We start from the raw sequence: 23,175 nt of genomic DNA on the forward strand, positions 1-23,175 counted from the left end.
CCGACCACTCGTTGTATATTTAAACAAAATACTGCCAGTAAAAAGGCTTGTTTTCTATCGCTGAGTGAATAATCTTGTAATTCCAACAACAAAACCGTTTCAGTGAAGCTTCATTTGTGCCACAGGTTTCACTCGAACTGCCAGAGGTACTGCCATGACACTACGTATCGCCATCAACGGATTCGGCCGCATTGGTCGCAATGTCCTGCGCGCACTGTATACCCAAGGCTACCGCCACGACCTGCAGGTCGTCGCCATCAACGACCTGGGCGACAGTGCCATGAACGCCCACCTGCTCAAATACGACAGCGTACACGGTGCTTTCGATGCGTCGGTGGAAGCTGATCACGAGAGCCTGACGGTCAACGGTGACCGTATCGCGGTGAGCGCCATCCGCAATCCGGCCGAGCTGCCCTGGAAGGCTGAAGCGATCGACGTGGTGTTCGAGTGCACCGGGCTGTTCACCGACCGCGCCAAGGCCGCGGCGCACCTGGCGGCCGGGGCTGGCAAGGTGATCGTCTCGGCACCGGCCAAGGGCGCCGACGCCACCGTGGTATACGGCGTCAACCATGACATTCTGCGCGCGTCGCACCAGGTCATTTCCAACGCCTCCTGCACCACCAACTGCCTGGCGCCGATCGCCCAGGTACTGCACCGCGAGTTCGGCATCGAGCAGGGGCTGATGACCACCATCCATGCCTACACCAACGACCAGGTGCTGACCGACGTCTACCACAGCGACCCGTACCGGGCGCGCTCGGCCACCCAGTCGATGATCCCGAGCAAGACCGGCGCCGCCGAAGCCGTGGGCCTGGTGTTGCCGGAACTGGCCGGCAAGCTGACCGGCATGGCGGTGCGCGTACCGGTGATCAACGTGTCGCTGGTCGACCTCACCGTCAACCTCAAGCGCGAGGCCACGGCCGAGCAGGTGAACCAGTTGTTCCTCGAAGCCAGCCGGCATTCCAAGGTGCTCGGCTACAACACCCTGCCGCTGGTCTCGTGCGACTTCAATCACAACCCGTTGTCGTCGATATTCGATGCCAACCACACCCGCGCCAACGGCAGGATGCTCAAGGTGCTGGCCTGGTATGACAATGAGTGGGGGTTCTCCAACCGCATGCTGGATAACTGCCTGGCATTGTGCAGCGCCCGCTGAGCGCAGGCACTTGCTGCGGTAGGAGCGGCCTTGCGCCGCGAAAGGGCCGCGCAGCGGCCCCAACTATATCTCTGGCGCTCAGAAAACCTTGGGGCTGCTCTGCAGCCCTTTCGCGACGCAAGGCCGCTCCTACCGACAATCTTTACCTTTTCCTAACACTTCCAGGCTTGACCTTCAGGCAAGATGATAAGCATTATCATTCACCTTTCGTCGGCCAGGTCCCCCTGTGAGTCAGTCCCGGTTCAACTCTGTCTTCCTCGTTCAGCGCCTCCCCCTATTGCGGACCTTGCAGCGCATGGTCGGCAACCCCAGCACCGCCGAGGACCTGCTTCAGGAAACCTACCTGCGGGTGTCCCGCGCTCTGGGGGAGCGGCCCATCGAACACCTCGAGCCCTTCGTCTTCCAGACCGCGCGAAACCTGGCCCTGGACCATCTGCGCACGCGCCGGGTGCAATCGCGCATGCTGGTCGACGATGTGCCCGAAGAAATCCTGCACAACGTCGCCGCGCCGCTGAGCAGCAGCGAGGATGCCGCACACGCCGAGCAACTGCTCAAGCACCTGAGCGTCAGCCTAAACCAGTTGAGTGAGCGTCAGCAGCGTATTTTCATCCTCAGCCGCCTGCACGGTGCCAGCTACGTGGAAGTTGCCGAGCAACTCAATGTCTCGGCCAGCACGGTCCAGAAGGAGCTGAAACTGATCATGGCAATCTGCATGGGTGTGGCCGAACGCCTGAAGTAAGACGACCGCTGGCCACCCGAGCTCGGCGAAGCGCTTGCCACGCCCCGCCTTAGCCTTGATCATTCGGGAAAATCATTTCAAGGATTCACCGTGACCGACAGCCCCGCCCCTCGCCCGCCGACCGCAGGGCCCGACGCCCGCGCCCGTGCGATGGACGAGGCGCTGGACTGGCTGGTCCGCCTGCAATGCGCCACCGAAGCGGACACGCTGGCCTTCGAGCAGTGGCTCAGCGCCGCGCCGGAAAACGCCGTGGCCTACGTCGAAGCCGAAGCCCTGTGGAACGGCACGCCGGTGCGCCAGGCCGCCACACAAATGCATCAGGTGCGGCGCCGCTCTGTACGCGGGCGTCTGCGGGCTCACTGGAAACCCCTGGCGACCGCCGCAGTACTGCTGGTCGGGCTGTTCACCGTGGGCAACTTGCCGATGCGCCTGCAGGCCGACCACCTGACCGTGGTGGGCGAACGCCAGCGCCTGCAGCTCGATGACGGGGCCAAGGTGCTGCTCAACACCAACTCGGCTTTCGCCAGCGACGTGCGCGAAGGCCGTCAGGTGGCGCGGTTGCTACAAGGCGAGGCGTATTTCCAGGTACCCGGTGGCACCCAACCACCACTGGAAGTTCAGGCCGGCCCGCTGCGGGCACAGGTGCGCGACACCGATTTTGCCGTGCGCTACCTCGATGGTGAGGCACAGGTCCGGGTGCAGCGCGGCGACGTCGACCTGCAGGCCGCCAGCGACCAGCGTATCCGCCTGAGCGCCGGCGACAGCATCAGCGTCGGCCCGCAAGGCTTCGGCCAGCGCCAGCGCCCGGACATGCACAAGGACCTGGCCTGGGTCGATGGGCGCCTGGTGTTCGAGAACTGCCCGCTTAGCCAGGTGCTGGCCGAAGTGCGGCGCTATTACCCAGGCTGGATCATCAACCGCAATGCCCACCTCGAAGACATGGCGGTGACCGGCAACTACCGCCTCGACCAGCCGCTGGAGACCTTGCGCGCCCTGGCCCACATCACCTCGGCGCAGCTGCACGAATACCCCGCCGTGGTCATTCTCAACTGACCTGAAAATTATTTTTACGCGATCGCGCTGCCCCGTCCGTCTCGTTATAGCCAATGCAACTGATTCTTGTTTCAAAGCAGGAACGGTCATCACCTATAACAGTTCGCGCGTCAGGGAGCGCTTTCGATGTCCACAGGTCCAACTCGCCCGTCCCCCCTTCCCCGCCGTACCGGCCAATTGTCCCTGCTGACCCTGGCCTTGCTCGCCAGTGGCGCCTGCTGCCTGCCGGCGCTGGCCGCAGAACCTGCGCACGCGACAAGCCCGCGCATGGGCGACTACCGCTTCAGCATCGCCCAGCAGCCCTTGGTCGAGGCCATCAACGCCTTCAGCCAGGTGACCGGCTGGCAGGTGGGTTTCAGCGCCGAACTGGCCGACGGTGTGGCTTCGCCAGGTGTACGCGGCTCGCTGCCTCCGGAAGCGGCACTGAAACAACTGCTGCAAGGTACCGGCCTGGGCTATCGCAAGATCGGCAACGGCAATGTGGTGCTCGAACGCCAATCGGCGGGCAATGCCATCGCCCTGCAGCAGATGACCGTCAGCGCCACGCGCAGCGCCCAGGACGTCAGCCAGGTGCCGAGCACCGTGAGTGTGCAGACACGCGAGCAACTGGACCGGCAGAGCGTCAATAACATCCAGGAACTGGTGCGCTATGAGCCAGGCGTGTCGGTCGGTGGCACCGGCCAGCGCAGCGGCCTGAACGGTTACAACATCCGTGGCATCGACGGAGAGCGCGTGCTGACCCAGATCGACGGTGTGTCGATCCCTGACAGCTTCTTCTACGGTCCCTACGCCCAGACCCAGCGCAACTACGTCGACCCCGAGATCGTCAAGCGCGTGGAAATCCTCCGCGGCCCGGCCTCGGTGCTGTACGGCAGCAATGCCATCGGCGGTGCGGTGAGCTACTTCACCCTGGACCCGGACGACATCATCAAGCCCGGCAAGGATGTGGGCGCGCGCCTGAAGACTGGCTACAGCTCGGCCGACGATAGCTGGCTGACCTCTGCCACCGTAGCAGGCCGCCAGGGCGACTTCGACGGCCTTTTGCACGTCAGCCAGCGCAACGGCCACGAAACCGAATCCTACGGCGAGCATGGCGGTAGCGGCCTGTCGCGTACCGAAGCCAACCCGGAAGATGTGCGCACCACCAACGTGCTGGCCAAGCTCGGCTGGAACTACGCCGACGACGCACGCCTGGGCTTCACCTACGAGCGTTACAAGGATGACCGCGACCAGAACATCCTCAGTGCCGTGGGCGGTCCGTTCATTCCAGGCTTTGGTGCCATGAACTCCTACCGCATGCGCCAGGGCAACGACACCGTCACCCGCGAGCGCTTCGGCATCAACCACGAGTTCGGCCTCGACAGCCTGGTCGCCGACCACGTGAAATGGAGCCTGAACTACCAGATCGCCAAGACCGACCAGCGCACCGATGAGCTGTATGTCGCGTCGGGGCGGCAGGTGCTGCGCGACCGCCAGACCACCTACAAGGACCGCCAATGGGTGTTCGATGCCCAGCTGGACAAAGCCTTCAGCATCGGCCAGACCGATCACCTGCTGACCTACGGCACCACCATAAAGCATGAAGAAGTGACCGGCTCACGCAGCGGCTCCGGCACCTGTGTGGCCATTGGCGGTAGCTGCACCGCCATCGGCCAGGACAGCTCGCGCGACGGCCAGGCCCTGGTCAGCGATTTCCCGGACCCGACCATCAACACCTACAGCCTGTTCGTGCAGGATGAGATCCGCTGGAACAACTGGACCTTCATGCCCGGTGCCCGCTACGACTACACGCGCATGGAGCCCAAGTTCACCGACGCGTTCCTGCGTGGCATTCAGGGCTCGGGCACAGCGCCAGGCGCCCTCGATGACTCGGACAAGAAGTGGCACCGCGTGTCGCCCAAGTTCGGCCTGACCTACGCCTTCAACGACAACTACACCTGGTACGGCCAGTACGCCGAAGGCTTCCGCACGCCGACAGCCAAGTCGATGTACGGCCGCTTCGAGAACCCGACACTGGGCTACAGCGTGCAGGGCAACCCCGGGCTTGAACCGGAGAAGAGCAAGAGCTACGAGACCGGCCTTCGCGGCAACTTCGATGCAGGTAACTTCAGCGCTGCGGTCTTCTACAACAAGTACCGCGACTTCATCGACGAAGACGCCGTGCAGTCGGCCAACCTGGAAACCACCTTCCAGGCCAACAACATCAAGCACGCCACCATCAAGGGTGCCGAGGTCAAGGGCCGCCTCAACCTCGACCACTTCGGTGCGCCAGAGGGCCTCTACACCCAAGGTTCGATCGCTTACGCCAACGGCCGCAACGATGACAACGGCCAGCCGCTGAACAGCGTCAACCCACTGACCGGCGTGTTCGGCCTGGGTTACGAGCAACCGAACTACGGCGGCCTGCTGAGCTGGACCGTTGTCAAGCGCAAGACCCGCGTCGACGACACCACGTTCTTCGCCCCGGACGGCCAGAGCTCGCAGTTCCGTACCCCTGGCTACGGCGTGCTGGACCTGAGCGGTTTCTACAAGGTGACCGACGACATCACGGTCAACGCTGGGCTGTACAACCTGACCGACAAGAAATACTGGCAGTGGGATTCGGTGCGCGGCTACGACGGCCAGGGTGAGGCGGGCGTGACCCAGCCTGCCAACCTCGACCGCCTGACCATGCCAGGGCGCAACTTCGCCATCAATGTGGTGTGGGATATCTGACTGAGCCAATCGCTACTGGCCCTATCGCCGGCAAGCCCCCACGGCTACGCCACTGAACCTGAGGGCAGTGGGTACCCTGTGGGGGCCGGCTTGCTGGCGATAGGGCCGGTACTGACAACACAAAAAACCGGTTTTTTTACTCTCCCCACCCCTCTGTTTCGTCTTGTCACTAGACGCCCCAAATTCCCAAGGACACCCCATGACCGACCGCCCAGCCCTGCGCTCGCAACGCCTCAACCAGGTCACCCACGCCCCGCACACCGAGCTCGACGCCCTGGTCAAATCCCACGCACCGTTCGACAGCCGCGAGAGTTTCGCCCGTTTCGTCGTCGCCCAGTACCTGTTCCAGTCCGAACTGCAGGCCCTGTACAACGACCCGAAACTGATCGCCATCGTGCCTGACCTGGCCCAGCGCTGCCGCGCCGATCAAGCCCGCCTGGACCTCGCCGACCTCGATACCGAAGTACCGGCTGCAGTACCCGGCGCCTTGCACGACCCAAGCCTGGCAGAAGCGTTGGGCTGGATCTTCGTCTCCGAAGGCTCCAAACTGGGCGCCGCGTTTCTGATCAAGCGGGCCGTGGCCCTGGAGCTGTCCGACAGCTTTGGCGCCCGCCACCTGGGCGAACCGGCCGGTGGCCGCGCCGAGGGCTGGAAGCAGTTCACCCGAACCCTCGATGGCCTGGCGCTGTCTGCCGAAGAAGACGCTGCTGCCGAGCGCGGCGCAGTGGCCGCCTTCGAGCGCTTCACCGAACTGCTCAAGCATGCCTACGCCGCCGACAGCGCGCTGGCCTGATACGCTTAACCCGGCCACCCTTCCGGTGGCCGGACCGTTTTGTGCAGTGAGACCATGACCCGACCTGCCCGCTCGAAACTGTCGCGCCTGCTGTATGGCATCCTGGCTTACGTAAGCTTGGGTATCGGCCTGGTCGCCATCGTCATTCCTGGCCTGCCGACCACCGAGTTCATCCTCCTGGCTGCCTGGGCAGCGACACGCAGCTCGCCGCGCCTGTCGGCATGGCTGGAGAACCACCGGCTGTTCGGGCCTATCCTGTTCAACTGGCGCAATGGCAAGGTGATCCAGCGCCGGGCAAAGGTCAGTGCAACCCTCAGCATGCTGGTGTGCGCAGGCCTGATGCTGGCCTTCTTTGACCATCGCTGGCCGGTATTTCTGGCCATCACCGGCATGGCCCTGGGCAACCTGTGGATCTGGTCACGGCCAGAGCAGGCATGCCCGCCTGCGTCACAGGCTCAGTAGCCCTGAATACAGCGCATACGCTGCCAGGGCAGCGCCAATCAGCACCGCCGCGAAGATCAACTTCTCCCACGTGGTGAACAGCACCTGGCCTTGTTCACGCTTGGCCCGGGCGAACAGGATCACCCCTGGCGCATACAGCAATGCCGACAGCAGCAGGTACTTGAGCCCACCGGCATACAACAGCCAAAGCGCATACACCAGCGCCACCAACGCCACCAACAGGTCCTTGCGGCGCAGCCCCTCTTGCCCGGCATAACTCTCCCCGCGCAGCGCCAAGAGCACCGCGTAGGCGGCCGACCACAGGTACGGCACCAGGATCATCGACGACGCCAGGTAGATCAGGCTGGTGTAGGTACCCGCCGAAACCAAGGTGATCAGCAAGAACCCCTGGATCATGCAGTTGGTCAGCCACAGGGCATTGGCCGGCACATGGTTGGCATTTTCCTTGGCCAAAAAGCGCGGCATGGTCTTGTCCCGTGCCGTGGCGAAGAGGATTTCGGCGCACAGCAGTGCCCACGAGAGCAAGGCGCCGAGCAGCGAAACTGCCAGGCCGATGCTGATCAGCAACGCGCCCCAGGGCCCGACGATGTGCTCAAGCACCGATGCCAGTGAGGGGTTCTGCAGCCCGGCCAGTTCCGGCTGGGTCATCACCCCCAGCGACAGCACGTTGACCAGCACCAGCAGCGCCAGTACGCCGAGAAAACCGATCACCGTGGCCTTGCCCACATCCGTGCGGCGCAGCGCCCGCCCCGAATAGACACTGGCGCCTTCGATGCCGATGAACACGAATACGGTGACCAGCATCATGTTGCGCACCTGGTCCAGCACATTACCGAACTGCGGGTTGCTAACGCCCCAGATATCCCGGGTAAAGATGTCGGCGCGGAAGGCGAAGGCGGCGATGACGATGAAGATCAGCAGCGGCACCACCTTGGCCACGGTGGTTACCTGGTTGATGAACGCCGCTTCCTTGATGCCACGCAGCACCAGAAAGTGCACCGACCACAACAGCAATGAGGCACAGCCGATGGCAATGGGCGTATTGCCCTCACCGAACACCGGGAAATAAAAGCCCAGTGTACTGAACAGCAGCACGAAGTAGCCGACGTTGCCCAGCCAGGCGCTGATCCAGTAGCCCCAGGCCGAGGAAAAGCCCATGTAATCGCCAAAACCTGCCTTGGCATAGGCATACACCCCTGAATCCAGCTCAGGCTTGCGGTTGGCCAAAGTCTGGAACACGAAGGCCAGCGCCAGCATGCCCACTGCGGTGATACCCCAGCCAATCAGCACAGCACCAACATCCGCGCGCGCCGCCATGTTCTGCGGCAACGAGAAGATGCCGCCACCAATCATCGAACCGACCACCAGTGCGATCAACGCGCCGAGGCGCAGTTTCTGTCCTGGTTCGCTCATGCGATTCCTCGTCTTTTGTGCGTGCTGTCACATCGCTGAAACAGCTTTATCTGCATATAGATACGGCTACTTATAATAGACAAAGCCATTAAAGCTATAGCACTAATAACTCTTTTGTCTATACCGGTCGCCCCAGATAAACGCTTGTCCGACGTGCAACTTTATCAACCTCGATTACCCATGGAATTTATTGAGAAAAGTTTGCGAAAACGGCAAAAGCGGCTAGCTTCAGAGTTCGCAGGCTGAACAGAGCGTTTGCTCTGGTTGTACATGGAGGTGCCAGCGCACGGGGCCTGCAACAGGGCTGTCGGCACTCTCCAGGAGTCAAGTGAAGGAAATTTCCTACTTCACAACGCCATGAACTGATCCAAGTCAGATCATGGCCCAGGCGACGGATTTATTCTGTGGTCAACTTTCTCCTGGTACGGAGTTGTTAAATGTCTGATTCTTCCGGAAAACTAAAACTCGGCGCACTCGTTGCACTCGTCGTCGGTTCGATGATTGGCGGCGGTATTTTCTCGCTGCCGCAAAACATGGCCGCCAGCGCAGGGGTTGGCGCCGTACTGATCGGCTGGGCGATCACCGCAGTCGGCATGCTGACCCTGGCTTTCGTGTTCCAGACCCTGGCCAACCGCAAACCTGATCTGGACGGCGGGGTATACGCCTACGCCAAGGCCGGCTTCGGCGACTACATGGGCTTCTCCTCGGCGTGGGGCTACTGGATCAGCGCCTGGCTGGGCAACGTCGGTTACTTCGTGCTGCTGTTCAGTACCCTGGGCTACTTCTTCCCCATCTTCGGTGAAGGCAACACCCCCGCTGCCGTCATCGGCGCCTCGGTGTTGCTGTGGGCGGTGCACTTCCTGGTACTGCGCGGCATCAAGGAAGCGGCGTTCATCAACCTGGTCACCACCGTTGCCAAGGTGGTACCGCTGGTGCTGTTCGCGCTGATCTGCGTGTTCGCCTTCCGCCTCGACATCTTCACCGCCGACATCTGGGCCACCGGCACGCCGGAGCTGGGCAGCGTGATGAACCAGGTGCGCAACATGATGCTGGTCACCGTCTGGGTGTTCATCGGCATCGAGGGTGCGAGCATCTTTTCTTCGCGGGCGGAAAAACGCGCCGATGTGGGCAAGGCCACGGTCATCGGCTTCATCACCGTGTTGCTGTTCCTGGTGCTGGTCAACGTGCTCTCGCTGGGCGTGATGACGCAACCGGAGCTGGCCAAACTGCAGAACCCGTCGATGGCTGCCGTGCTGGAACATGTGGTCGGCCACTGGGGCGCTGTACTGATCAGCGTCGGCCTGATCATCTCGCTGCTCGGCGCATTGCTGTCGTGGGTGCTGCTGTGCGCCGAGATCATGTTCGCCGCTGCGAAGGATCACACCATGCCGGAGTTCCTGCGCCGCGAGAATGCCAACCAGGTGCCGGCCAACGCCCTGTGGCTTACCAACGCCATGGTGCAGATCTTCCTGGTGATCACGCTGTTCTCCGCGAGCACCTACCTGTCACTGATCTACCTCGCCACCTCGATGATCCTGGTGCCCTACCTGTGGTCGGCAGCCTATGGCTTCCTGCTGGCCATGCGCGGTGAAACCTACGAGCAGGCTGCCAGCGAACGCAGCAAAGACCTGGTCATCGGCGCCATCGCACTGATCTACGCCATCTGGCTGCTGTATGCAGGCGGCATGAAGTACCTGCTGCTCTCCGCCCTGCTGTATGCCCCTGGCGTCATCCTGTTTGCCAAGGCCAAGCGTGAAATTGGCCAACCGATCTTCACCAACGTGGAAAAACTGATCTTCGCAGCTGTGGTCATCGGCGCCCTGGTGGCGGCCTATGGCCTGTATGACGGCTTCCTGACCCTGTGACCCACGTCTTCGCTCAATTGGAGGAAAGAACCATGTCCGCTGAAAAACAGAAGTACGGTGTGCACTCCGAAGCCGGCAAGCTGCGCAAGGTAATGGTTTGCGCCCCAGGGCTTGCGCACAAGCGCCTGACCCCGAGCAACTGCGACGAACTGCTGTTCGATGATGTGATCTGGGTCGACCAGGCCAAACGCGACCATTTCGACTTCGTCACCAAGATGCGCGAGCGCGGCGTGGATGTGCTTGAGATGCACAACCTGCTGACCGACATCGTGCAGAACAAAGACGCGCTGAAGTGGATCCTTGACCGCAAGATCACCCCTGACACCGTAGGTGTGGGCCTGACCAACGAAGTGCGCAGCTGGCTCGAAGGCCTCGAGCCGCGCCACCTGGCCGAGTTCCTGATCGGCGGTGTGGCCGGCCAGGACCTGCCGCAGAGCGAAGGCGCCGACGTGGTCAAGATGTACAACGATTACCTGGGCCACTCCAGTTTCATTCTGCCACCGCTGCCGAACACCCAGTTCACCCGCGACACCACCTGCTGGATCTATGGCGGCGTCACGCTGAACCCGATGTACTGGCCGGCGCGACGTCAGGAAACGCTGCTGACCACTGCCATCTACAAATTCCACCCGCAATTCACCGGTGCCGACTTCCAGGTCTGGTACGGCGACCCGGACAAAGACCACGGCAACGCCACCCTTGAAGGCGGTGACGTGATGCCGATCGGCAAAGGCATCGTGCTCATCGGCATGGGCGAGCGCACTTCACGCCAGGCCATCGGGCAGCTGGCGCAAAACCTGTTCGCCAAGGGCGCAGTGGAAAAGGTCATCGTCGCCGGCCTGCCGAAGTCCCGCGCTGCCATGCACCTGGATACCGTGTTCAGCTTCTGCGACCGCGACCTGGTCACGATCTTCCCCGAAGTGGTGAAAGAAATCGTGCCGTTCATCATCCGCCCGGACGAAAGCAAGCCCTACGGCATGGACGTGCGCCGCGAGCACAAGTCGTTCATCGAAGTGGTGGGCGAGCAACTGGGCGTCAAGCTGCGCGTGGTCGAGACCGGCGGCAACAGCTTCGCCGCCGAGCGCGAACAGTGGGATGACGGCAACAACGTGGTGGCGGTGGAGCCTGGCGTGGTCATCGGCTACGACCGCAACACCTACACCAACACCCTGCTGCGCAAGGCCGGCATCGAGGTCATCACCATCAGCGCCGGCGAGCTGGGCCGGGGCCGGGGCGGCGGCCACTGCATGACCTGCCCGATCGTGCGCGACCCCATCGATTACTAACGACCATTTCCCCGGCTACCCCCACAAGGCGGTGGCCGGGCCGATTACCGAACTCAAGGAGAATCACCATGGCGTTCAACATCCATAACCGCAACCTGCTCAGCCTCGAACACCACAGCACCCGCGAGCTGAAGTACCTGCTGGACCTGTCCCGCGACCTCAAGCGTGCCAAATACACCGGTACCGAACAGCAGCACCTGAAGGGCAACAATATCGCCCTGATCTTCGAGAAAACCTCGACCCGCACCCGTTGCGCCTTCGAAGTGGCCGCCTATGACCAAGGCGCCAATGTCACCTACATCGACCCCAACTCTTCGCAGATCGGCCACAAAGAAAGCATGAAAGACACCGCCCGCGTACTCGGGCGCATGTACGATGCCATCGAGTATCGCGGCTTCAAGCAGGAAATCGTCGAAGAGCTGGCCAAGTTCGCCGGGGTACCGGTGTTCAACGGCCTGACCGACGAGTACCACCCGACCCAGATGATCGCCGACGTGCTGACCATGCGTGAGCACAGCGACAAGCCGCTGCACGACATCAGCTATGCCTACCTGGGCGACGCCCGCAACAACATGGGCAACTCGCTGCTGCTGATTGGCGCCAAGCTCGGTATGGACGTGCGGATCGCTGCGCCCAAGGCGCTGTGGCCGCATGACGACCTGGTCGAGCGCTGCAAGCAGTACGCTGAGGAAAGCGGTGCACGCATCACCCTTACCGAGGACCCGAAAGCCGCAGTCAAAGGCGTGGACTTCGTGCACACCGACGTCTGGGTGTCGATGGGTGAGCCGATCGAAGCCTGGGGCGAGCGCATCAAGCAGCTCAAACCCTATCAGGTGAACACGGAACTGATGAAGTCCACCGGCAATCCGCGGACCAAATTCATGCACTGCCTGCCGGCGTTCCACAACTCCGAGACCAAGGTCGGCAAGCAGATCGCCGAACAGTATCCGGACCTGGCCAATGGCATCGAAGTGACCGACGACGTGTTCGAGTCGCCCGCCTGCATCGCCTTCGAACAGGCGGAAAACCGCATGCACACGATCAAGGCGATCCTGGTGTCGACCCTGGCTGATCTCTGATAAGCACCTCGGTAGTGTGGGAGCCGGCTTGCCGGCGATGAAGGCAACACGGTGCATGGCACCGGCTTCGCCGGTGATCGCCGGCAAGCCGGCTCCCACACAGAAACGAGGCGCTCCCCCCATCTTCGCAAAGGACATTCCCATGCGTATCGTTGTTGCATTGGGCGGCAACGCCCTGCTGCGCCGCGGCGAGCCCATGACCGCTGACAACCAGCGTGCCAATATCCGCACCGCCACCGAGCAGATCGCCAAGATTCACCCCGGCAACGAGCTGGTCATCGCCCACGGTAACGGCCCCCAGGTTGGCTTGCTGTCATTGCAGGCGCTGTCGTACAAACCCGACGAAGCCTACCCGCTGGACGTGCTCGGTGCCGAAACCGAAGGCATGATCGGTTACATGATCGAACAGGAACTGGGTAACCTGCTGGCGTTCGAAGTGCCGTTCGCCACCCTGCTGACCCAGGTCGAAGTCGATGCAAACGATCCGGCCTTCAAGGACCCGACCAAGTTCATCGGCCCGGTCTACAGCAAGGAAGAAGCCGAACGCCTGGCCAAGGAGAAAGGCTGGGTGGTCAAGGCCGACGGCGACAAATACCGCCGCGTGGTGGCCAGCCCCAAACCCAAGCGCATCTTCGAGATCCGCCCGATCAAGTGGCTGCTGGAAAAAAACAGCATCGTGATCTGCGCAGGCGGTGGCGGCATCCCCACCATGTACGATGAAAACCGCAAGCTCAAAGGCATCGAAGCGGTCATCGACAAGGACCTGTGCTCGGCGCTTTTGGCCGAGCAACTGGAAGCCGACCTTCTGATAATCGCCACTGACGTCGATGCGGCTTACATTGACTGGGGCAAACCCACGCAAAAAGCCATTGCCCAGGCCCACCCCGACGAGCTCGAACGCCTGGGCTTCGCCGCCGGCTCCATGGGGCCGAAGGTACAGGCCGCCAGCGATTTCGCCCGCGCCACCGGCAAGGTCGCAGTGATCAGCTCGCTGGAGAATATCGAGGACATCGTCAAAGGCACCGCCGGCACCCGTGTTTCAACGGCCAAGCCAGGCATCAGCTACCGTTGAATGCAGTAGGCGGGCGCAGGCCGCCCGCCATTTTCGACCCTCCGGAGGATTCCGCCATGGCCCAGTACCAACCTGGTCACGTGCATATCGAGCGCACTGCGCTGAACGCCAATGACCACAGCTACGACCTCAACATCGAGTACGAAGCGACTCAGGATCCCAGGGAAGGCCGAGGTATCCAGTTCCGCTTGCATGGCAGCATCGAAGGCAAGCCGGTGGATGAAAAGTTTTACCTGCCCAAAGATCAGGTCTTGCCGAGCTTTTTGATGGTGCTAAGCCGCAAGGCCCAGTCACACCTGCCACCGCACAAGAAATTCGAAACGCTCGGTTCACCGCACAAGATCTACGACCAGATGTTCGAGGACATCCGCGCCAAGCTGGATGTGAAGTCCGGCGACTCGATCAAGCCTGAACATTTAGAGTGAACCCAATCGCCGGCAAGCCGGCTGCCACAGGTACCCCGCTGCCTCAGGTTCTGCGGAGTACCTGTGGCAGCCGGCTTGCCGGCGATTGGGTTTAACACTGCTCCCAAGGCATACTACTGCCCTCCCCGGCCATAACCCCCCGCCTCCCCATGCGCATCCACGTCAGCTTCATCGACCGCGTCGGCATCACCCAGGAAGTCCTCGCCCTGCTCGGTGCCCGCAACCTCAACCTGGACGCCGTAGAGATGGTCCCGCCGAACGTCTACATCGACGCTCCGACCCTCAGCCCCGCCGTTCTCGAAGAACTGCACGACGCGCTGTTCGAAGTACGTGGGGTACAGTCGGTGGACGTGGTCGATATCCTCCCTGGCCAGCGCCGCCACCTGCAGCTCGATGCCCTGCTGGCCGCCATGAGCGACCCGGTGCTGGCCGTCGACAGTGCAGGCCTGGTGCTGCTGGCCAACCCCGCGCTGATCGCCCTGTGCGGTCGTGAGTCAGCGGGGCGGTCTGTTGGCGAACTGTTCGGTGACCCCGCCCTGCTGCAGGCCCTGCTGGACAACAACTTCCACCTGCCGATGCGCGAGATGCAACTCAACGGCCAGAGCCTGCTGCTGGACGCCACGCCCATCACCAACGCCGGCGGCCTATTGACTCTGTACCCGCCCAACCGCATGGGCGAGCGTCTTTCGGCCCTGCACCACGACCATGCCGAAGGCTTCGATGGGCTGCTCGGCGAGTCCCCGGCCATCCGCACCCTCAAGGCCCGCGCCCTGCGCGTGGCGGCCCTGGATGCGCCCCTGCTGGTACATGGCGAGACCGGCACCGGCAAGGAACTGGTGGCCCGCGCCTGCCATGCCATCAGCAGCCGGCAAGCGGCGCCTTTCCTGGCCCTCAACTGCGCCGCGCTGCCCGAGAGCCTGGCCGAGAGCGAACTGTTCGGCTACGCCCCAGGCGCCTTCACCGGCGCCCAGCGCGGTGGCAAACCCGGGCTGATGGAGCTGGCCAACCAGGGCACGGTGTTTCTCGACGAGATCGGCGAGATGTCGCCATACCTGCAGGCCAAACTGCTGCGTTTTCTCAGCGACGGAAGCTTTCGCCGTGTGGGCGGCGACCGTGAGGTGAAGGTTGATGTACGCATCATCAGCGCCACCCATCGCGACCTTGAACGCATGGTTGCCGAGGGAACGTTCCGAGAAGACCTGTTCTACCGCCTCAACGTACTCAACCTGCAAGTACCGCCCTTGCGCGACCGTGGCCAGGACATTCTGATGCTCGCGCACTACTTCATGCAGCAGGCCTGCACGCAGATCCAGCGCCCATCCTGCCGACTGACCCCGGCCACGCACTCGGCACTATTGGCCAACCCTTGGCCGGGCAACGTACGCCAGCTGCAAAACGTGATATTCCGCGCGGCGGCCATCTGTGAAAGCAACCTGGTGGATATCGGTGACCTGGACATCGCCGGCACCTCAGTGGCGCGTGGGCAGGATGGCGAGGTTGCGAGCCTGGAACAGGCGGTGGGGGATTTCGAGCGTGAACTGCTGCAGCGGCTGTACGCCAGTTATCCCTCGACCCGGCAGCTGGCAGGCAGGCTACAAACATCGCATACCGCCATTGCACAGCGGTTGCGCAAGTACGGAATTGCAGGCAAGTCCTGAATTGCCTGGCATTGCCATTCCTCGCAAGGAACCGTAACGATTTAAATACAGTGTATCGAATAAGATACAGTGCCATTCCCGCCCCCGCTTGCAAGGGTTTGATCCTCCAAACCTTTTGCCAGCGCATACATCTGTAGCGTTTTCATTCCAAGAAAGAGAGTCCATTATTACGCAAAAAACGTAACTTACTGATTTAAATGCATTTTTATCTTATGGCCGCATTTTTGCTTAGGGAAATCCAACCCAAGAGCGCGAACCCACCGCGCCCAACGCCCTGCTTTCCGAGGATTCCCCATGAGCGAGTTGCGTTTCACCGAAGATCACGAATGGCTGCGCGTCGAAGCTGACGGTAGCGTCACCGTAGGCATCACCGCCTACGCCCAGAACGCCCTTGGCGATGTGGTCTACGTGCAACTGCCGGAGTTGCAGCAATACGACAAAGGTGCCGAAGCCTCAACCGTTGAGTCGGTCAAAGCCGCCAGCGGCGTATACATGCCCCTGAGCGGTGAAGTGGTCGCCGTCAATGACGGCCTGAACGACAGCCCTGAGCTGGTCAACGAAGACCCGCTGGGCGAAGGTTGGTTCTTCCGTTTCATTCCGGCCGACATGAATGAAGTGGCTGCCCTGCTCGACCAGGACGCCTACGACCGACTGATCAAAGCCAACGACGACGCCTGAGGAGCCCGAACATGACCATCAACCTCGGCACCGCCAACGAATTCATCGCCCGCCACATCGGCCCACGCGCCGCAGACGAGCAGGCCATGCTGGCCACCTTGGGCTTCGACTCGCTGGAGGCCATGACCGCCGCAGTCATCCCCGACACCATCAAGGGCACCAGCGTACTGGGCGCCGAAGACGGCCAGAGCGAGGCCGATGCCCTCGCCGCGCTGAAAGCTATCGCCGGTAAAAACCAGCTGTTCAAGAACTATATCGGGCAGGGTTATTACAACACCCACACCCCGGCACCAATCCTGCGCAACCTGCTGGAAAACCCGGCCTGGTACACCGCCTACACCCCTTACCAGCCAGAAATCTCCCAAGGCCGCCTGGAAGCCTTGCTCAATTTCCAGACCTTGATCAGCGACCTGACCGGCCTGCCGATCGCCAACGCCTCCCTGCTCGACGAAGCCACCGCGGCAGCCGAGGCCATGACCTTCTGCAAGCGCCTGTCGAAGAACAAGGCCAGCCATGCCTTCTTCGCCTCGGTGCATTGCCACCCGCAGACCCTCGACGTCCTGCGTACCCGTGCCGAACCACTGGGTATCGAGATCGTGGTGGGCGACGAGCGTGAACTCGATGACGTCAGCGCCTTCTTCGGTGCACTGCTGCAATACCCGGCCAGCAATGGCGAGGTGTTCGACTACCGCGAGCTGGTGCAGCGCTTGCACGGCGCCAACGCCCTTGTCGCCGTGGCCGCCGACCTGCTGGCCCTGACGCTGCTGACCCCACCGGGCGAGTTCGAAGCAGACGTTGCCATCGGCAGCGCCCAGCGCTTTGGCGTGCCATTGGGCTTTGGCGGCCCGCACGCGGCCTACTTCGCCACCCGCGACGCATTCAAGCGTGACATGCCGGGCCGCCTGGTCGGTGTGTCGATCGACCGTTTCGGCAAGACTGCCCTGCGCCTGGCCATGCAAACCCGCGAGCAGCATATCCGCCGCGAGAAGGCCACCAGCAACATCTGCACCGCCCAGGTGCTGCTGGCCAACATTGCCAGCATGTTCGCCGTGTACCACGGCCCTGCGGGCCTCAAGCGCATCGCCGAACGCACCCACGCGCTGACCGCGATCCTCGCTGCCGGCCTGAAAACCCTCGGCGTGCAAGTGGTCGGAAAAACCGCGTTCGACACCCTGACCCTGGCCACCGGCAGCGCTACCGCAAGCCTGCACGACAAAGCACGCGCCCAGCGCATCAACCTGCGCCAGATCGACGCCGCCCACCTGGGCCTGTCGCTCGACGAAACCAGTACCCAGGCTGACGTCGAGGCGCTGTGGCAGCTGTTCGGTGGCCAACAGGCACAACCGGACTTCGCCGCCCTGGCCGCCAGCTCCGGCTCGCGCCTGCCTGCCGCCCTGCTACGCCAGTCGGCCATCCTCGAACACCCGGTGTTCAACCGCTACCACAGCGAAACCGAGCTGATGCGCTATCTGCGCCGCCTGGCCGACAAGGACCTGGCGCTGGACCGCAGCATGATCCCGCTGGGCTCGTGCACCATGAAGCTCAACGCCGCCAGTGAAATGATCCCGGTGACCTGGGCAGAGTTCGGCAAACTGCACCCGTTCGCCCCGGCCGAGCAAAGCCAGGGTTACCTGCAGATGACCACCGAGCTGGAAGCCATGCTCTGCGCCGCCACCGGCTACGACGCCGTGTCGCTGCAACCCAACGCCGGCTCCCAGGGCGAATACGCGGGCCTCCTGGCCATCCGCGCCTACCACCGCAGCCGCGGCGAAAGCCATCGCGACATCTGCCTGATCCCCTCCTCGGCTCATGGCACCAACCCGGCAACCGCACACATGGCCGGTATGCGCGTCGTGGTCACCGCGTGTGACGCGCGTGGCAACGTCGATGTCGAGGACCTGCGCGCCAAGGCCATCGAGCACCGCGAGCGCCTGGCCGCGATCATGATCACCTACCCCTCGACCCACGGCGTGTTCGAAGAAGCGATCGGCGAGATCTGCGCGATCATTCACGACAACGGCGGCCAGGTGTACATCGACGGCGCCAACATGAATGCCATGGTCGGCCTGTGCGCACCGGGCAAGTTCGGCGGCGACGTCTCGCACCTGAACCTGCACAAGACCTTCTGCATTCCGCACGGCGGTGGCGGCCCAGGCGTCGGCCCGATCGGCGTCAAGTCGCACCTGGCGCCGTTCATGCCCGGCCACGCTCAGTTGCAGAACCGTGACGGGGCGGTATGCGCCGCACCGTTCGGCAGCGCCAGCATTCTGCCAATCACCTGGATGTACATCCGCATGATGGGTGGTGCCGGCCTCAAGCGTGCCTCGCAGATGGCGATCCTCAATGCCAACTACATCGCCCGCCGCCTGGAAGAGCACTATCCTGTTCTGTACACCGGCGGCAATGGCCTGGTCGCCCACGAGTGCATCCTCGACCTGCGCCCGCTCAAGGACACCAGCGGCATCAGCGTCGACGACGTGGCCAAGCGCCTGATCGACTTCGGCTTCCACGCCCCGACCATGTCCTTCCCGGTAGCCGGCACGCTGATGATCGAGCCGACCGAAAGCGAGGCCAAGGAAGAGCTGGACCGCTTCTGCGATGCGATGATCCAGATCCGCGAAGAGATTCGCGCCGTGGAGAACGGTAGCCTGGACAAGGACGACAACCCGCTGAAGAACGCTCCACACACCGCTGCCGAGCTGGCTGGCGAGTGGGCCCACGGCTACAGCCGCGAACAGGCGGTGTACCCGCTGCCAAGCCTGGTGGAAGGCAAGTACTGGCCACCTGTGGGCCGGGTCGACAACGTGTTCGGCGACCGCAACCTGGTGTGCGCCTGCCCGTCGATCGAGAGCTATCAGGACGCCTGACCGCGTGGGGCCGCTTCGCGGCCCATTGCCGGCAAGCCGGCTCCAACCGGGACCGCACAGCTCTGGAGGCCAGCACTGTACCTGTAGGAGCCGGCTTGCCGGCGATGGGCTGCGCAGCAGCCCCAATGGGTTAACCGGATATGTCAGGAGCAAGCACCATGTCACTGAGCGTCTTCGACCTGTTCAAGATCGGCATCGGCCCCTCCAGCTCCCACACGGTCGGCCCGATGCGCGCTGCCGCGCGTTTCGCCGAGGGCTTGCGCCGTGACGGCCTGCTGGCCAGCACCGCCAGCGTCAAGGCCGAGCTGTACGGCTCACTGGGTGCCACGGGCAAAGGCCATGGCAGCGACAAGGCGGTACTGCTTGGCCTGGAAGGCGAGCACCCCGATACCGTCGACACCGAAGCCATTCCCGCCCGCCTGCAGGCAATCCGTGAAAGCGGCCACCTGCACCTGCTCGGTGAACACACCATCGCCTTCGTCGAGAAGCAGCACCTGGCGATGATCCGCAAGCCTTTGGCATACCACCCCAACGGCATGATCTTCCGCGCCTTCGATGCCGCCGGCCTGCAAATCCGCAGCCGGGAGTACTACTCGGTGGGCGGCGGTTTCGTGGTCGACGAAGAGGCCGCCGGGCAAGACCGCATCGTCGAGGACAGCACCGTACTCGCCTACCCGTTCAAGACTGCCAAGCAACTACTCGGGCATTGCACCGCGCATCAGCTGTCGGTGAGCCAGGTGATGCTGGCCAACGAGGCGGCCTGGCGCCCCGAGGCCGAAACCCGTGCGGGTCTGCTGCGGATCTGGCAGGTGATGCAGGATTGCGTCGCAGCCGGCTACCGGCACGAGGGCATCCTGCCGGGCGGGCTCAAGGTCAAACGCCGGGCACCGGCACTGTACCGCCAACTCAGCCAGCACCCGGAGGCCAACCTGCGCGACGCGTTGTCGGTACTTGACTGGGTCAACCTGTATGCCTTGGCGGTCAACGAGGAAAATGCCTACGGCGGGCGCGTGGTCACTGCACCGACCAACGGTGCGGCAGGCATCGTGCCGGCAGTACTGCACTACTACATGCGCTTCGTCCCCGGCGCCAGTGAAGACGGCGTCGTGCGTTTTCTACTGACTGCCGCGGCCATTGGCATCCTGTACAAGGAAAACGCCTCGATCTCCGGGGCCGAGGTCGGCTGCCAGGGCGAAGTCGGGGTGGCCTGCTCGATGGCAGCCGGCGCCTTGTGCGAAGTGATGGGCGGCAGCGTGCAACAGGTGGAAAACGCTGCCGAAATCGGCATGGAGCACAACCTGGGGCTGACCTGCGACCCGATCGGTGGGCTGGTACAGGTGCCCTGCATCGAGCGCAACGCCATGGGCTCGGTCAAGGCCATCAATGCGGTGCGCATGGCCCTGCGTGGCGACGGGCAGCACTACGTGTCGCTCGACAAGGTCATCCGCACCATGCGCCAGACCGGCGCCGACATGAAAAGCAAATACAAGGAGACCGCCCGCGGCGGTCTGGCCGTCAACATCATTGAATGTTGACCCGACAACAAAACCAAGGAGTCATCGATGTCCGAAACACTGCACAAGACCCCGCTGCACGCCCTGCACCTGGAACTGGGCGCGCGCATGGTGCCATTCGCCGGCTTCGACATGCCGGTACAGTACCCGCTGGGCGTGCTCAAGGAGCACCTGCACACCCGTGAGCAGGCCGGCCTGTTCGATGTCTCGCACATGGGCCAGATCATCCTGCGCGGCAAGGATGCCGCCCAAGCCCTGGAAAGCCTGGTGCCAGTGGATATCATCGACCTGCCGGTGGGCATGCAGCGCTATGCCATGTTCACCAACGAGCAAGGTGGCATCCTCGACGACCTGATGGTTGCCAACCTGGGCGACGACACGCTGTTCCTGGTGGTCAACGCCGCCTGCAAGGAGCAGGATCTGGCCCACCTGCAGCAGCATATCGGTGACCGTTGCCAGATTCAGCCACTGTTCGAGGAACGTGCCCTGCTCGCCCTGCAAGGCCCGGCCGCAGTCACCGTGCTCGCGCGCCTGGCCCCGGAAGTGGCCGGCATGACCTTCATGCAGTTGCGCCCAGTCACCCTGCTGGGCGAAGACTGCTTCGTCAGCCGTTCGGGGTACACCGGCGAAGACGGTTATGAAATCTCGGTACCGGCCAAGGCTGCCGAAGCCCTGGCCAGACGCCTGCTGGCCGAGCCTGAAGTGCAGCCGATCGGCCTGGGCGCGCGCGACTCTCTGCGCCTGGAAGCTGGCCTGTGCCTGTATGGCCACGACATGGACACCGCCACCACGCCGGTCGAGGCCAGCCTGCTCTGGGCCGTGTCCAAGGTCCGCCGCGCCGACGGTGCGCGCGCTGGCGGCTTCCCCGGGGCCGAGGTGATCTTTGCCCAGCAGCAAGCCGGCGTGGCCCGCAAGCGTGTTGGCCTGCTGCCACAGGAACGTACGCCCGTGCGTGAAGGCGCAGAGATTGTCGATGCAGCTGACAAGCCCGTGGGTAAAGTCAGCAGTGGTGGCTTCGGCCCGACACTTGGCGCACCGGTTGCTATGGGTTATGTCGATATCGAACATGGCGCGCTGGACACTCCGCTGTTTGCCCTGGTGCGCGGCAAGAAGGTTGCCCTGAAAGTCAGCAAAACGCCTTTTGTGGCGCAACGTTACTATCGCGGTTGAACGCGGTACATGAGGTTTGCGAGCAGGTCGACTTATTCGTTTTCGAACCTGCCCCATAACTTATGAACATGGCGCCAGGCCAGGCGCCATGCCGTTTGCGATGAATTGTTCAGTTATCGAAAAAAGCCCGATTTTCCAGCTGACCAAGGGCTTGTTTTTTTCTCGGGAGTTGGCGTAGAGTCATTGCACTGTGTTTGCATGGGTCGCAACAGTTCGTGACCTGGGCCAGTAGCCGCAATCTGCTACAACCCGTTGGACGTGACTTACTTTCCTGCAACCCAGCCCAGTACTCTTTCACTCTTGATAACGTGAAAGTAACTGTCATTAAAATTTAAGCTTCATAGGAAATAAGACAATGGCTGAGCGTCAGAACGGTACCGTCAAGTGGTTCAATGACGAGAAAGGTTACGGCTTCATCACCCCAGAAAGCGGTGCTGATCTGTTCGTGCACTTCCGTGCCATCGAGGGCAACGGCTTCAAGAGCCTGAAAGAAGGCCAGAAGGTTACCTTCGAAGCAGTTCAGGGCCAAAAAGGCCTGCAAGCTGACAAGGTTCAAGTCCTCGGCTAAGCCGGTCGCGACTTCGAAGAAAGCCCCTGCCCAGTGCAGGGGTTTTTTTTTGCCCGTAGAATGGCGGCTTCGCCATTCGGAGCTGTCCTGCATGCCCAAGCCTCTGCTCTCACCCCAAGGTGACTTTCCGCCGGTCGGCCTGGGCCGGCGCCTGGCGGCGATGTTCTACGACTTCCTGTTGTGTACGGCCCTGCTGATCGTCACCGCAGGGGCCTACAAGATGATCCAGATGGCGATCATCGGCGAGGCACGCATGCGCGAGCTGACCGAGGCTGGTGCGCTGGACGGCGACCCGCTGCTGTCGACGATCCTGCTGTTTGCGCTGTTCGGTTTCTTTGCCAAGTTCTGGACCCACGGCGGGCAGACCCTGGGCATGCAGGTATGGGGCGTGCGGGTGCAAAACCTTGATGGCAGCGCAATCAGCCTGTGGCAGGCGCTGCTGCGCTTTATCGTGTCGATCGCCTCATGGCTGTGCCTGGGGCTGGGGTTCTTCTGGTCGCTGATCGACAAGCGCAAGCGCGGCTGGCATGACATTTATTCGCAGACACAGCTGGTGCGGGTACCGAAACAGAAGAAATAAGCCAGTCAGTTGGCGTTGTCAGGGCTGCTTTGCAGCCCATCGCCGGCAAGCCAGCTCCCACTGGGGCCGCGCAATTGCTGAG

General features: G+C 62.6%; 19 protein-coding genes. 18 read left to right on the forward strand and 1 reads right to left on the reverse strand.

The genetic code is table 11. The features are described from left to right. Positions 1-154: 154 nt before the first annotated feature. From gap to JOE27_RS11615, 6 genes are all read left to right on the forward strand, one after another. Positions 155-1,156: a type I glyceraldehyde-3-phosphate dehydrogenase gene (gene gap / locus JOE27_RS11590; protein ID WP_119687719.1), complete on the forward strand. Its 1,002-nt coding sequence runs from the start codon at positions 155-157 to the stop codon at positions 1,154-1,156. A gap of 226 nt (positions 1,157-1,382) precedes the next feature. Further along, complete coding sequence (locus tag JOE27_RS11595; RefSeq protein ID WP_125924447.1) at positions 1,383-1,895, forward strand: RNA polymerase sigma factor; 513 nt, start codon at positions 1,383-1,385, stop codon at positions 1,893-1,895. A 90-nt stretch (positions 1,896-1,985) separates the two neighbouring features. Then, complete coding sequence (locus JOE27_RS11600) at positions 1,986-2,948, forward strand: FecR domain-containing protein (protein WP_046784419.1); 963 nt, start codon at positions 1,986-1,988, stop codon at positions 2,946-2,948. Between the two features lie 126 nt (positions 2,949-3,074). Then, complete coding sequence (locus tag JOE27_RS11605) at positions 3,075-5,663, forward strand: TonB-dependent receptor (RefSeq protein ID WP_204918806.1); 2,589 nt, start codon at positions 3,075-3,077, stop codon at positions 5,661-5,663. A 199-nt stretch (positions 5,664-5,862) separates the two neighbouring features. Beyond that, positions 5,863-6,456: a biliverdin-producing heme oxygenase gene (locus JOE27_RS11610; protein WP_046784421.1), complete on the forward strand. Its 594-nt coding sequence runs from the start codon at positions 5,863-5,865 to the stop codon at positions 6,454-6,456. A 54-nt stretch (positions 6,457-6,510) separates the two neighbouring features. Beyond that, a complete protein-coding gene (locus tag JOE27_RS11615; RefSeq protein WP_125924445.1) occupies positions 6,511-6,918 on the forward strand; it encodes a YbaN family protein in 408 nt (135 codons plus the stop codon). On the opposite strand, the gene arcD (JOE27_RS11620) is transcribed toward JOE27_RS11615, so the two are convergent. Then, positions 6,904-8,331 (reverse strand): arginine-ornithine antiporter, encoded by a 1,428-nt coding sequence (arcD, locus tag JOE27_RS11620; RefSeq protein ID WP_046784423.1) that lies wholly within the window; start codon positions 8,329-8,331, stop codon positions 6,904-6,906. The genes JOE27_RS11615 and arcD (JOE27_RS11620) overlap by 15 nt on opposite strands. Before the next feature lie 437 nt (positions 8,332-8,768). Here arcD (JOE27_RS11620) and arcD (JOE27_RS11625) point away from each other — a divergent pair, with 437 nt between their 5' ends. The 12 genes from arcD (JOE27_RS11625) (at position 8,769) to JOE27_RS11680 (ending at position 23,093) form a co-directional block, all read left to right on the forward strand. Beyond that, positions 8,769-10,196, forward strand: a complete 1,428-nt coding sequence (gene arcD / locus JOE27_RS11625; RefSeq protein WP_115273962.1) for an arginine-ornithine antiporter — start codon at positions 8,769-8,771, stop codon at positions 10,194-10,196. Positions 10,197-10,228: 32 nt separating this feature from the next. Next, positions 10,229-11,482 (forward strand): arginine deiminase, encoded by a 1,254-nt coding sequence (gene arcA / locus JOE27_RS11630; RefSeq protein ID WP_115273961.1) that lies wholly within the window; start codon positions 10,229-10,231, stop codon positions 11,480-11,482. Between the two features lie 68 nt (positions 11,483-11,550). After that, positions 11,551-12,561, forward strand: a complete 1,011-nt coding sequence (locus tag JOE27_RS11635) for an ornithine carbamoyltransferase (RefSeq protein WP_012316037.1) — start codon at positions 11,551-11,553, stop codon at positions 12,559-12,561. Between the two features lie 142 nt (positions 12,562-12,703). Next, positions 12,704-13,633 (forward strand): carbamate kinase, encoded by a 930-nt coding sequence (gene arcC / locus JOE27_RS11640; RefSeq protein WP_115273960.1) that lies wholly within the window; start codon positions 12,704-12,706, stop codon positions 13,631-13,633. Positions 13,634-13,689: 56 nt separating this feature from the next. Further along, positions 13,690-14,058, forward strand: coding sequence for a DUF5064 family protein (locus tag JOE27_RS11645; RefSeq protein WP_012316039.1), 369 nt, complete (start codon positions 13,690-13,692; stop codon positions 14,056-14,058). A 149-nt stretch (positions 14,059-14,207) separates the two neighbouring features. Further along, positions 14,208-15,716 (forward strand): sigma-54-dependent transcriptional regulator, encoded by a 1,509-nt coding sequence (locus tag JOE27_RS11650; protein WP_204918808.1) that lies wholly within the window; start codon positions 14,208-14,210, stop codon positions 15,714-15,716. 294 nt (positions 15,717-16,010) lie between these two features. After that, positions 16,011-16,394, forward strand: coding sequence for a glycine cleavage system protein GcvH (gene gcvH, locus JOE27_RS11655; RefSeq protein ID WP_039603903.1), 384 nt, complete (start codon positions 16,011-16,013; stop codon positions 16,392-16,394). Between the two features lie 11 nt (positions 16,395-16,405). Further along, on the forward strand, positions 16,406-19,261 hold the full coding sequence (gene gcvP, locus JOE27_RS11660; protein ID WP_204918810.1) for an aminomethyl-transferring glycine dehydrogenase: 2,856 nt from the start codon (positions 16,406-16,408) through the stop codon (positions 19,259-19,261). A 158-nt stretch (positions 19,262-19,419) separates the two neighbouring features. Further along, positions 19,420-20,796, forward strand: coding sequence for an L-serine ammonia-lyase (locus tag JOE27_RS11665; RefSeq protein ID WP_204918812.1), 1,377 nt, complete (start codon positions 19,420-19,422; stop codon positions 20,794-20,796). 27 nt (positions 20,797-20,823) lie between these two features. Then, positions 20,824-21,945 carry a glycine cleavage system aminomethyltransferase GcvT gene (gene gcvT / locus JOE27_RS11670; protein ID WP_046784431.1) on the forward strand — a complete coding sequence of 374 codons (1,122 nt, stop codon included), beginning with the start codon at positions 20,824-20,826 and terminating at the stop codon, positions 21,943-21,945. Between the two features lie 355 nt (positions 21,946-22,300). Next, the gene (locus tag JOE27_RS11675) at positions 22,301-22,513 is read left to right on the forward strand and encodes a cold-shock protein (RefSeq protein WP_012316046.1); all 213 of its coding nucleotides are present in this window, start codon (positions 22,301-22,303) and stop codon (positions 22,511-22,513) included. A 91-nt stretch (positions 22,514-22,604) separates the two neighbouring features. Further along, positions 22,605-23,093 carry an RDD family protein gene (locus JOE27_RS11680; RefSeq protein ID WP_012316047.1) on the forward strand — a complete coding sequence of 163 codons (489 nt, stop codon included), beginning with the start codon at positions 22,605-22,607 and terminating at the stop codon, positions 23,091-23,093. Positions 23,094-23,175: the final 82 nt, after the last annotated feature.

The sequence above is a fragment of the Pseudomonas sp. M5 genome (assembly GCF_016907075.1).
Classification (GTDB): domain Bacteria; phylum Pseudomonadota; class Gammaproteobacteria; order Pseudomonadales; family Pseudomonadaceae; genus Aquipseudomonas; species Aquipseudomonas putida_E.

Coding starts and splice junctions, on each gene's coding strand:
- gap (WP_119687719.1), top strand. CDS start 155: ATGACACTACGTATCGCCATCAACGGATTCGGCCGCATTGGTCGCAAT.
- JOE27_RS11605 (WP_204918806.1), top strand. CDS start 3,075: ATGTCCACAGGTCCAACTCGCCCGTCCCCCCTTCCCCGCCGTACCGGC.
- JOE27_RS11610 (WP_046784421.1), top strand. CDS start 5,863: ATGACCGACCGCCCAGCCCTGCGCTCGCAACGCCTCAACCAGGTCACC.
- JOE27_RS11615 (WP_125924445.1), top strand. CDS start 6,511: ATGACCCGACCTGCCCGCTCGAAACTGTCGCGCCTGCTGTATGGCATC.
- arcD (WP_046784423.1), bottom strand. CDS start 8,331: ATGAGCGAACCAGGACAGAAACTGCGCCTCGGCGCGTTGATCGCACTG.
- arcD (WP_115273962.1), top strand. CDS start 8,769: ATGTCTGATTCTTCCGGAAAACTAAAACTCGGCGCACTCGTTGCACTC.
- arcA (WP_115273961.1), top strand. CDS start 10,229: ATGTCCGCTGAAAAACAGAAGTACGGTGTGCACTCCGAAGCCGGCAAG.
- JOE27_RS11635 (WP_012316037.1), top strand. CDS start 11,551: ATGGCGTTCAACATCCATAACCGCAACCTGCTCAGCCTCGAACACCAC.
- arcC (WP_115273960.1), top strand. CDS start 12,704: ATGCGTATCGTTGTTGCATTGGGCGGCAACGCCCTGCTGCGCCGCGGC.
- JOE27_RS11645 (WP_012316039.1), top strand. CDS start 13,690: ATGGCCCAGTACCAACCTGGTCACGTGCATATCGAGCGCACTGCGCTG.
- JOE27_RS11650 (WP_204918808.1), top strand. CDS start 14,208: ATGCGCATCCACGTCAGCTTCATCGACCGCGTCGGCATCACCCAGGAA.
- gcvH (WP_039603903.1), top strand. CDS start 16,011: ATGAGCGAGTTGCGTTTCACCGAAGATCACGAATGGCTGCGCGTCGAA.
- gcvP (WP_204918810.1), top strand. CDS start 16,406: ATGACCATCAACCTCGGCACCGCCAACGAATTCATCGCCCGCCACATC.
- JOE27_RS11665 (WP_204918812.1), top strand. CDS start 19,420: ATGTCACTGAGCGTCTTCGACCTGTTCAAGATCGGCATCGGCCCCTCC.
- gcvT (WP_046784431.1), top strand. CDS start 20,824: ATGTCCGAAACACTGCACAAGACCCCGCTGCACGCCCTGCACCTGGAA.
- JOE27_RS11675 (WP_012316046.1), top strand. CDS start 22,301: ATGGCTGAGCGTCAGAACGGTACCGTCAAGTGGTTCAATGACGAGAAA.
- JOE27_RS11680 (WP_012316047.1), top strand. CDS start 22,605: ATGCCCAAGCCTCTGCTCTCACCCCAAGGTGACTTTCCGCCGGTCGGC.